General features: G+C 59.0%; 9 protein-coding genes and 1 tRNA gene. 2 read left to right on the top strand and 8 right to left on the bottom strand.

The genetic code is table 11. The features are described from left to right. Positions 1 to 12: 12 nt before the first annotated feature. The 3 genes from FKW19_RS04280 to trbB are packed head-to-tail and all read right to left on the bottom strand — an operon-like array spanning position 13 to position 1,663. Positions 13 to 288 (bottom strand): VirB3 family type IV secretion system protein, encoded by a 276-nt coding sequence (locus tag FKW19_RS04280; RefSeq protein WP_035378726.1) that lies wholly within the window; start codon positions 286 to 288, stop codon positions 13 to 15. Continuing rightward, the gene (locus tag FKW19_RS04285; protein WP_052051224.1) at positions 288 to 641 is read right to left on the bottom strand and encodes a TrbC/VirB2 family protein; all 354 of its coding nucleotides are present in this window, start codon (positions 639 to 641) and stop codon (positions 288 to 290) included. Before FKW19_RS04285 ends, FKW19_RS04280 begins: the two co-directional genes overlap by 1 nt. Continuing rightward, positions 641 to 1,663 (bottom strand): P-type conjugative transfer ATPase TrbB, encoded by a 1,023-nt coding sequence (gene trbB / locus FKW19_RS04290; protein ID WP_150150571.1) that lies wholly within the window; start codon positions 1,661 to 1,663, stop codon positions 641 to 643. The genes FKW19_RS04285 and trbB overlap by 1 nt, the downstream gene beginning before the upstream one ends. 606 nt (positions 1,664 to 2,269) lie before the next feature. On the opposite strand from trbB, the gene FKW19_RS04295 reads away from it, so the two are divergent. Further along, positions 2,270 to 2,944, top strand: coding sequence for a MucR family transcriptional regulator (locus FKW19_RS04295; protein ID WP_370512886.1), 675 nt, complete (start codon positions 2,270 to 2,272; stop codon positions 2,942 to 2,944). A 27-nt stretch (positions 2,945 to 2,971) separates the two neighbouring features. On the opposite strand, the gene FKW19_RS04300 is transcribed toward FKW19_RS04295, so the two are convergent. From FKW19_RS04300 to FKW19_RS04315, 4 genes are all read right to left on the bottom strand, one after another. After that, complete coding sequence (locus tag FKW19_RS04300) at positions 2,972 to 3,424, bottom strand: hypothetical protein (protein ID WP_035378731.1); 453 nt, start codon at positions 3,422 to 3,424, stop codon at positions 2,972 to 2,974. Continuing rightward, entirely contained in the window at positions 3,421 to 5,442 is a 2,022-nt protein-coding gene (locus FKW19_RS04305) for a conjugal transfer protein TraG (protein WP_035378733.1), read from the bottom strand. Before FKW19_RS04305 ends, FKW19_RS04300 begins: the two co-directional genes overlap by 4 nt. Before the next feature lie 164 nt (positions 5,443 to 5,606). After that, positions 5,607 to 6,230 (bottom strand): TetR/AcrR family transcriptional regulator, encoded by a 624-nt coding sequence (locus tag FKW19_RS04310; protein ID WP_238331253.1) that lies wholly within the window; start codon positions 6,228 to 6,230, stop codon positions 5,607 to 5,609. A gap of 159 nt (positions 6,231 to 6,389) precedes the next feature. Beyond that, a complete protein-coding gene (locus tag FKW19_RS04315; RefSeq protein ID WP_035378738.1) occupies positions 6,390 to 7,502 on the bottom strand; it encodes an iron-containing redox enzyme family protein in 1,113 nt (370 codons plus the stop codon). 659 nt (positions 7,503 to 8,161) lie between these two features. On the opposite strand from FKW19_RS04315, the gene FKW19_RS04320 reads away from it, so the two are divergent. Continuing rightward, positions 8,162 to 9,886: a recombinase family protein gene (locus FKW19_RS04320; protein WP_081938986.1), complete on the top strand. Its 1,725-nt coding sequence runs from the start codon at positions 8,162 to 8,164 to the stop codon at positions 9,884 to 9,886. Here FKW19_RS04320 and FKW19_RS04325 read toward each other — a convergent pair. Beyond that, positions 9,843 to 9,919 (bottom strand) — tRNA-Met (locus tag FKW19_RS04325). The two genes, FKW19_RS04320 and FKW19_RS04325, sit on opposite strands and share 44 nt — an antisense overlap. Between the last annotated feature and the right edge of the window lie 39 nt (positions 9,920 to 9,958).

A 9,958-nucleotide genomic window follows, 5' to 3' on the forward strand; every position in this document is an offset into this window, starting at 1 on the left:
GCCGTGCCCTCCTCATGCCCGGAACCAGGCGGGATAGCGGAGATGCCGCCGCCCCACTTCGACAAACAGCGGATCGCGCCTCGCACCCCAGACCGCGAGGCTGTGGCCTACGATCCAGAACACCGCGCCGACCAGCCAGAGCCGCAGACCCAGCGAGATCGCCGCGCCCAGCGTGCCGTTAGCGATCGCCAGCGTCCGTGGGGCGCCACCCAGCAGGATCGGATCGGTCAGGGAGCGATGCACCGGAACATGAAAGCCTGGCACCGCGTTGTCGTCATATCCCACCATCAGATCAATGCTCCCCCGGAGAAGGAGAAGAAGGACAGGAAGAAACTCGACGCCGCAAAAGCGATGGACAGACCGAAGACGATCTGAATCAGGCGTCGAAAGCCTCCCGACGTTTCCCCGAAGGCCAGGGTCAGGCCAGTCACGGTGATGATGATCACCGAGACGATGCGCGCGACCGGTCCCTGAATGGATTCCAGGATCTGGTTGAGCGGTTCCTCCCACGGCATTCCGGAGCCGGACGCCCAGGCGGAGGAGGTTGCAGCAAACAGCGCGATGGCCGCCATACTGGTCAGACGGGACAGGCGACTGGTATGGGCGCGCGTCATGACGCGCGCGGACAGGGTCTGCGACATCAGAGTGTGTCCTCGATGCTGGAGAGGTTGAAGGAATGTGAACGCCCTGCTTCGCCAGGCGGGGCATCAAACGAGGTCAGGCGGTAACGGCCTGTTGCCGGATCCAGTCCGTCCACCGTTGCAAGTTCCGTCAGCCGCCGCGCAGTCCCGCGCCCGGACAGCACGGCGATCACATTGATGGTTTCCGCGATCATGCCGCGCGGCACCGTCACCACAGCCTCCTGGATCAGCTGTTCGAGACGGTGCAGGGCTGCGAGCGCTGAGCCGGCGTGCAGCGTGCCGATGCCGCCGGGATGTCCGGTGCCCCACGCCTTGAGCAGATCGAGCGCTTCGGCGCCGCGCACCTCTCCGATGGGAATGCGGTCCGGACGTAGGCGGAGGGTGGACCGGACGAGGTCGGAAAGCGTGATGATCCCTTCCCGGGTCCGCAGGGCGACGAGATTGGGCGCCGTGCACTGCAATTCCCGCGTGTCCTCAATGAGGATCACGCGGTCCCTGGTCTTCGCCACTTCGGCCAGCAGGGCGTTGACCAGCGTCGTCTTGCCCGTAGACGTGCCGCCCGCAACGAGGATATTTCTACGCTGGACGACAGCCTCGCGGAGATAGGCCGCCTGTGCGACGGTGATGATCCCGGCGTCGATATAATCGTCGAGCGTGAATACGGCGACAGCGGGCTTGCGGATCGCGAAACTGGGCGCTGTCACGACCGGCGGCAGCAATCCCTCGAACCGCTCGCCTGTCGGGAGTTCGGCCGAGATACGGGGCGCGGCCTCATGAACCTCCGCGCCGACATGGTGTGCGACCAGACGCACGATGCGTTCGGCATCGGCTGCGCCGATCGTGTGCCCGGTGTCGGACAGCCCTTCTGACAGACGGTCGATCCAGAGCCGTCCATCGGGATTGAGCATCACCTCGACAACTGCCGGATCAGCAAGCTGTCTCGTGATCGCCTCTCCCATAGCCGTGCGCAGCATGGAAAAACCACGCGCCACGGCTTCGTTCGTCGTCGCATGGGTGTGCATTGTCGTCCCCGTTGTGGAAAGCGAACCGGGAGGTCCGGATCGCGACAGGGACAAATAGAGGAGGCACGCGTTTCCAGATCGCAACAAGAAATTCGGCCATCATCGTACCGGGGCGTACGAAAGCGTATACAAACTGGCAGAGGCGTAGACGGCTAAAAATTTGGCGTTTTATCAGTGCATTAGGCTTGAAACTTTTAATCCGGCGTTGTCAGGAATTACGGTGAGCCGAAGAAACCGATTGCAACGATGGCGATAACTGACTTCGCGAGCGTGAAACTTTTGAGCCGGGCCAAATATTAAGTATGGACGCGAGTATCAGGCCCCGCTCATCAACGGCAACGCGTATAGTACGATATTTGGATATGGCGAGTTTTTACTGTATCTGGAACTATAAACCGGCGCGTGATTGTACCCGACACGCTATACACCGACGAAGACGGCTGATTGGCAATATTTTCGGTGCGCCGAAGATCGACGTCACGCGGCGTCAAAAAGTTGCTCGGAAGGTGTGACCCGTGCTTGAATCGACAAGGCGCAAATCCGTTGGTGAAATACAGGCTTTCCGAAGCTTATAACGATTCACACCCTATATTGAGGACTACCCTATTGAGCAGCGACAAGGACATCATTCTCGGTCGTCTGAATGCGATGGCACAGATCGTGACGGCGCACCTTGCGACGACGAAAGTGGAGACCGACCAGCTTCCGGACCTCGTACGTCGGCTTTATGCGTCGCTTTCAGAGGAACAGCCTGTGCCGAACACGACAGGATCGGGAGTATCCCGGAAAACCAGCAATGTTCCCTCGCCTCCTGAAAAGCCTGAACCGTCCGCGACTGTCGACGAGGCGCCGGCGGAGGCGACGTCGCCGACAATTCTGACCGTCGAGAAACAGCAGCAGCCGGCCGTCCCGATTAAGGAATCTGTCTTTCCCGACTACATCATCTGCCTGGAAGATGGGAAACAGCTGAAATCGCTCAAACGGCACCTCGCGGCTGCCTTCGACATGACCATTGAGGATTACAAGGCCAAATGGGGGCTGCCTGAAGAATATCCGACCGTCGCGCCGAATTATACGGAAATGCGGCGTCAGGTTGCACAGAAAATCGGCCTTGGAAAGCGTGCCTCCCAGAGTGAGGACAAAACGGACCGCACCGACGCGTCTGCGCGGTCGGCCCCGGGGGCACCATCACCTACACGAAACAAGGCCAAGGGGGGCCGGAAGGAACGGTCAGCAGGGAAAGCGGATGAACATCGACTGGCCAACGCGTTCTCTCGCTGATCTGAGATCACGCGTGAGGATGGTTCGTCAGTCCTTTTTCACACCGGCGTCGCCGCCTTCATTCGCCTCACGTTCAATGTCTGTCCGGAACCGCCTGTCGCTGGCCAGCCGCCGTCCCAGCATCTCGACGAAACGGTCGTAGCGCTCCGCCCCCTGGGCACGAGCCGCTGCAGCCATGCTGTCAGAAAGACCTGGCATACTGGTGAACCACAGCCGGATGAACAGCGCGAGCGTCTCGACCGAGATCGACAGGTCGCGTTCGATCCGCGCCTGACGACGATCGAGCCGCTGCACGGCGGCTTCCAGCGACGCTTTGGGATCGCCACCAGCGCCTTCCGGGTCGAGCCACGCCGCAATCGCGGCTTCGGCCAGCAGGGAGTCCGACATCGAGCGTCGGGCAGCCTGCGTCCGCAGCCCCTTCCATAGATGCGGCTCCAGATAGACCGAAAGCCGCTTCTTCTTCTGGCGCGCGCCGCTCATGACAGCCCCAGATCATTGCCTGGATCAAGAGCCGCCTGACGGGCTTTGCGGGCCAAATCCGCCGTCAGCACGGCATGAAGGTCTTCCTCTTCCATCGGATCGCGTTCACGCTCGCGCATAGGCGCATCACGCGCGGGGTCCTCGTCGCCTTGCGGTGGCAGGTCGGGCTCCTCGGAAACGTCCATTTCCGGCTGACGGCGCGCCTCGGTGCCGACAGGATCTTCTTCCTCACCCGCCTCCTTGACCGCATCCTCTGGTGTGTCGGGCTTGACCTCAGGCTTTGATGGCTGCGGACGTGAGGTCCAGTCGTCGGGTGCGACCGGTAATCCTCGTGTCCCCGTCTCCGGCGCGGGCAAGAGCCGTTCCCGAAACCGGCTGTCACGAAAATATTGAGCCTTTTTTGCCCGAACGGGCGACATCCCCGAGAGCAGGACCAGTTCGTCGGTTGCTGGCAGCTCCTGAATCTCGCCGACGGTCAGCAGGGGTCGAGCACTCTCCTGACGGGACACCATGAGGTGCCCCAGCCAGGGTGACAGGCGATGGCCGGCATAGTTCTTCTGCGAGCGGATTTCGGTTGCGGTGCCAAGCGCATCGGAAACACGTTTGGCTGTCCGCTCATCGTTGGTCGCGAAGCTGACGCGAACATGGCAGTTGTCAATGATCGAGTTGTTCTGCCCGTAGGCTTTTTCAATCTGGTTAAGCGACTGGGCGATCAGAAACGCCTTGATCCGGTAGCCAGCCATGAAAGCAAGCGCGCTTTCGAAGAAATCGAGCCGCCCCAGCGCCGGAAACTCATCGAGCATCAGCAACAGACGCTGCCGCCCTTCTGCTCCGGACAAATCCTCGGTCAGCCTGCGCCCGATCTGGTTAAGCATCAGCCGGATCAACGGCTTGGTGCGACTGATGTCCGAGGGCGGGACAACGAAGTATAACGTCGTCGGCCGGGCCGGATTGACGAGATCGCCAATCCGCCACGTGCTGCGGCTCGTCACCTCGGCCACCACGGGGTCACGATACAGGCCCAGGAACGACATGGCCGTACTCAGCACACCGGAGCGCTCGTTGGGGGATTTGTTGAGCAATTCGCGCGCAGCCGACGCCACCACCGGATGGACGCCACGCTCGCCAAGATGGCGCGTGCCCATCATCACAACGAGGGTGGCCGCGATCGAGCGTTTCGGATCGGACAGCAGGCTGGCGACACCACGCAAGCTTTTGTCCGGTTCCGCATAGAGGATATGAAGAATGGCTCCCACCAACAGGGAATGTGAGGTTTTTTCCCAGTGATTGCGTCGTTCCAGCGAGCCTTCGGGATCGACCAGCACGTCGGCGACGTTCTGGGCATCGCGCACTTCCCACTCGCCGAGACGGATTTCCAGCAGCGGATTGTAGGCGCATGACGCGAGATTAGTGGGATCGAAAAGGATCAATCTGCCGAAACGGCCCCGGAACCCGGCCGTAATGGACCAGTTTTCGCCCTTGATATCGTGAACGATGGCTGAACCGGGCCAGGTCAGCAACGTCGGGATCACCAGCCCTACGCCCTTGCCCGAGCGCGTCGGCGCGAAGCAGAGCACATGCTCGGGGCCATCATGCCGGATATAGTCGCGCTCCCAACGCCCCAGCACCACGCCATCCTGGCCGAGAAGTCCGGCCTGCTCGATATCGTCGCGTTCGGCCCAGCGGGCCGATCCATAGGTGGCTGTGCGTTTATGCTCCCGCGCGCGCCTGACGGACAGGACCACTGCTGTCAGGAAGGCGAGCACTCCGCCAGATCCGGCGATCCATCCGCCTTCTACGAAAATGTGTGGCGCGTAGGCATCGAACTCGTACCACCACCACGGAAACAGAAATGGCGGATAGAGCGGCCACCGTCCGGCCACTAAAGTCCACGGGGGACCGAGTTCCGGCTGGAATGCAAGCCGCCACGCGACCCACTGCGTCGCGGCCCACCAAGCCACAATGACAATCAGGAAACAGAGGCAAAGTTGCCCCCACAGGATACGAGAACCAGACATGAATTCCTCCCGAGTTGGAAGGAACTCTGCATGACGACACACCCTTCAGTTCAAGACTTTTCCCAGTCAACTGACGGCACGGGCGTGCGGAGGCGTAAACAAACTGGCGCGGGCGTAAGTAGCACTTCCAAACGCCTTCTGGCTTCAGGCAGACCCGGCAAGAGTCAGTTTTTTGTGGGTGGGTGCCTGCGGGTTTCATCGTCCAGCAGACGTTCCGCAGCGACCCACGCCTGATCCGCGGCATCCTTCTCGTCCAGAACATTGGCTGAGACAACTGCGCCATCAAGCAGGTAGATCATGAAGTGAGCAAGTTGCTCAGATCGCTCTTCCAGAACGCCATCCGCCTCCAGAAGCGCCCGGATGGCGTGCCGCAGGCTGCGCTTCTGCAGTCGCGAAATCTCAACGATTGCGTCCTGCTTGCCCTTGTATTCCTCGGTCGCGCGAGAGAACACACATCCTGCAAAGTCGGGTTGACGAAACCAGGACGTATGCCAGTCGAACACCGCGCGCAGCCGGGCTCTGGGCTTCGTATGTGCGCTGACGGCCTCAATCAGCGAGGCCTCAAGCGTCTCAATATGTCCTTCCAGGAAGTCGGTCACCAGCCCCTCTTTGTTTCCAAAGTGGTAGTAGATTGCCGTTTTCGCGACCTGCGCGGTGTCGGCGATGTCATCGACACTGACCTGGTGGAAACCCGAACGGGCAAAGAGGGATCCCGCTGTCGTTAAGAGAGTAGCCCGACTATCCGGACCATTCCGCTTTCTGCGGAGTTTTTGCTGTGGCACGTCCATGACCTCACAGGAATTCGCATCAATCCGTCTCATTCATAATCGGAACGTTTTGTGCGTCAACAAGTTCAAGGCACAGATCAGGCCACAGCAATTCCCTTTCCACAAGTTAATAAAGCGATATCAAATGTACCGGTCGTTCATACACGGGACGTTATCTGATTAATTGACTGCCTCCAGGGCCACGGTCGGAACTGGTTTGACGGCTTTCATTTCGGCCAGTTGCCAGTCCCAGTACGCTTCACTGGAGTTCAGGCGCATCGCCGCACCCTCAAGCACAGATCGCGCTTCACCGGGATACCGCCGGAGAACAGGCACAATGACATTGTCAATCCAGCCATCGCCATGCAGGGCATCGACCTCGACATGCTCGCTGTAATAATCCAGAATCGACGGTTGATCGTTGCCAATACCGACGCGACGGCAACCCGAGAGCAATTTGGCGTATTGCTCGGGATCCGAGAGTTCCGTAATTGCAAGCGCACCGATCGAGCGGAAATATTCCCGCCGGTTGAAGGCGAAATAAAGCAGCAGATTATACCCCGAGAGGCCCTCCCAACCCAACGCATCGACAAACTGGGTCGGATTATCTTCAATCTTGAGATAGTCGAGCAGGTCGCGGTAGAGACGCACATGCGTGCGGGCTGGGTTACCCTGCCCCATCTCATCCCAGAAATTATGCGCGACTTCCATCCGGACATCTTCGTCGATACCGACAAGAGACAGCACGATCAGGTCATAAAAACGCATATTCAGCGCGTAATCGGTCGTAAAATACTTGATGATCTGCGGTCGTGACGCGTCGGTCTTCATGAAATCGAATACCGCATGGTTATACCCGGAATGGCTCTTCCAGAGGGACTTGATGGCGTCGCCAATTGCTTCCGGCTCGACATCGGCCGGGATTGGGCTGGCCTGGCTCAATTCCCACTCCATCCACGAAACTTCGATCGCACGGCGAGCTCGCAACAGTTCGATACTGTACTGGTTATCAGTAAGGCCCGGGTGGGGTCGGGAGAGATGCAAACCATACAGGTCATGCAGCACGCGATGAACGGTCTTCCGTGCGGCAAGGTCGCTCTGTGCAAACGCCATATCACAGCACCGATGCGCGAGCGCCTCCAACTGACCCGAGGCTCCGCGAGAGGCAAGGAACGTATCCGCGTTGTCGTTGGAAAGTGCATCATTCACCAGACGGCGCAGTGCCTGCGGTGTATCGTCAGCGATGTTGATCTCCGGTCGCGCAAAAGCAGCGCCGCCAGCATGTGTCAGCATAAAGCAGTTCCTTGCAATGTGTGTACAATCTGGAAACAGCTCGCGACCTGTATGTTGCACAGTGACGAAACGGTCCGTTTTGAGTCAAGAAAAAAGACCGTACTGACGCGTATTCGTCATAATTGCAGAGGCAGAACCGAAGGCCTAGCCGCAGGTATAATGCTTTTGTGAAAGTACGATCCGCGCAGTATGTTGTTTTTAGGTAGTTTTACAGCCCCCCGTGGTCGGAGGCAGCATAAAGCCGCGGCACTTCGAATCGCACTGACTGTTCTGTTCCTGATCCAGTCAGCGGGAAATCTCACAAGAACGTGAATGTTTCGAGCGTAAAACGCCACGCCACGACCGACAGGGGCACGCCCCGACCCGCCACGATACTCCTTACCACATTGTTTTATTGCGGTTTTCTATTTTCCTGCGTGCCGATGAGAGGCACGATGGCACACATCTGAGCTTCAAGAAAAGGCAGGACGATGCGCGCAAAAGACGCTACAGTGTCAACGTCGCCCCGTGTCATTCTCGACCCTACCGGTCATGGAGACGGTAACGGTGAGGGTCTGCGGGCGCTGATACGAGCCCTCGCCCGGCAGGCGGCGCGGGATTACATTGAACATGAAAACGGACCGATCCGTACACGATCGGAGGACTAACAGGAGGTCTTCATGAAGGTCGCGCTCTACGCCCGCTATTCTTCTGACAACCAGCGCGATGCCTCCATTGAGGATCAACTGAGGCTGTGTCGGGAATATGCTGCCCGTCAGGACTGGAACGTCGTCGACAGCTACAGCGACAGAGCCGTCTCTGGTGCCTCCCTGCTTCGTCCTGGTATTCAGGAACTGATGCAGGACGCACAGCGCGGGAAGTTTTCGATCATTCTCGCCGAAGCCATGGACCGTCTTTCGCGCGATCAGGAAGATATCGCCGGGCTGTTTAAACGAATGAAGTTTGCCGGGGTGCGGATCATCACGCTTTCAGAAGGCGACGTCACCCAACTCCATGTCGGGCTCAAGGGCACCATGAATGCCCTCTTTCTGCAGGATCTGGCAGACAAAACGCGGCGCGGCATACGGGGACGCGTTGAAGCCGGTAAATCGGGCGGCGGTCTGTGCTATGGGTATGACGTCGTCCGAAAATTTGACGCTGCCGGCGAAGCTGTCCGCGGAGAGCGGTCGATCAACATCAGCGAAGCCGCGATCGTGCGGCGCATCTTTCGTGAATATGCAGACGGCAAGGCGCCTAGGGCCATTGCGCTCGATCTGAATGCGGAAGGGATTGTCGGACCATTGGGAGGTGCCTGGGGACCATCCACCATCCACGGCAACCGTGACCGCGGCACCGGCATCCTCAACAACGAGCTTTATATTGGCCGACTGATCTGGAACCGCCTTCGCTATCTGAAGGATCCGGAAACTGGCAAGCGCGTCTCGCGCCTGAATCCAGAAAGTGAATGGATTCTGCAGGAGGTTCCTGAACTTCGAATTGTCGAGCCTGACCTATGGGAAGCGACCAAGGCCCGTCAGGCAACGACAACGTGGTCGCAAAAGACACGTGGTGACGGCGTCCATCCTCTGAACAGTCTCAAGCGTCCTCGTCACCTCTTCACTGCGATGACACGCTGCGGCTGCTGTGGCGGTGGTTTTTCAATGATCTCGAAAAACCTGCTTGGCTGCTCGACTGCGCGCAACAAAGGCACTTGCGACAATCGCATGACCATCCGGCGGGACATGCTCGAGAAGTCTGTACTTAACGGGCTACGGACGCGCCTCATGGACCCCGCGCTGTTCAAGGAGTTCTGTGATGAGTTTACTCGGGAGGTTAACCGCGTGAGAATGGAGCGCGGCGCAGATCTCGCTGCGATGCGCACGGAACTACCCCGCGTTGATCGCGAACTGGACAAGGCGATCCAGGCCATTCTCGACGGCGTACCCGGCGTCAAGCTGAAGGACAAGATCGGACGGCTGGAGGCCCGCAAGGAAGAACTGACGGCTCTGCTCGCCGATGCACCCCAGCCACCTCCTTTGCTGCATCCAAACATGGCTGTGATCTACAGGGAACGCATCGAAGCCCTTTACGAAAACCTTCAGAAGGAGGATGCGAGCCTTGAGGCCATCGAGAGGCTGCGCGCTCTGGTCTCACGGATCAAGCTGATTCCGCTGGACGGCGAGCTTGCCATCTTCCTCGAAGGAGACCTCGCTGCAATTCTGAACTTCTCGTCCAACAAAAAAAGCGCCGCAGTCCATCCGGACCACGACGTTCTTCAGTCGTTCATTGAACAGGATACATTGGTTGCGGGGACCTGCAACCGAAGAAAACTGCGCTCTTCAAGTAATGAGCAGGCTACATTGGTTGCGGGGGCAGGATTTGAACCTGCGGCCTTCAGGTTATGAGCCTGACGAGCTACCGGGCTGCTCCACCCCGCGGTTGTAATTGTGTTGAAATTTGTAGGGGTAGTAAGTTTT

Source organism: Acetobacter sp. DmW_125128, assembly GCF_008704325.1.
Lineage (GTDB): Bacteria > Pseudomonadota > Alphaproteobacteria > Acetobacterales > Acetobacteraceae > Acetobacter > Acetobacter oryzifermentans.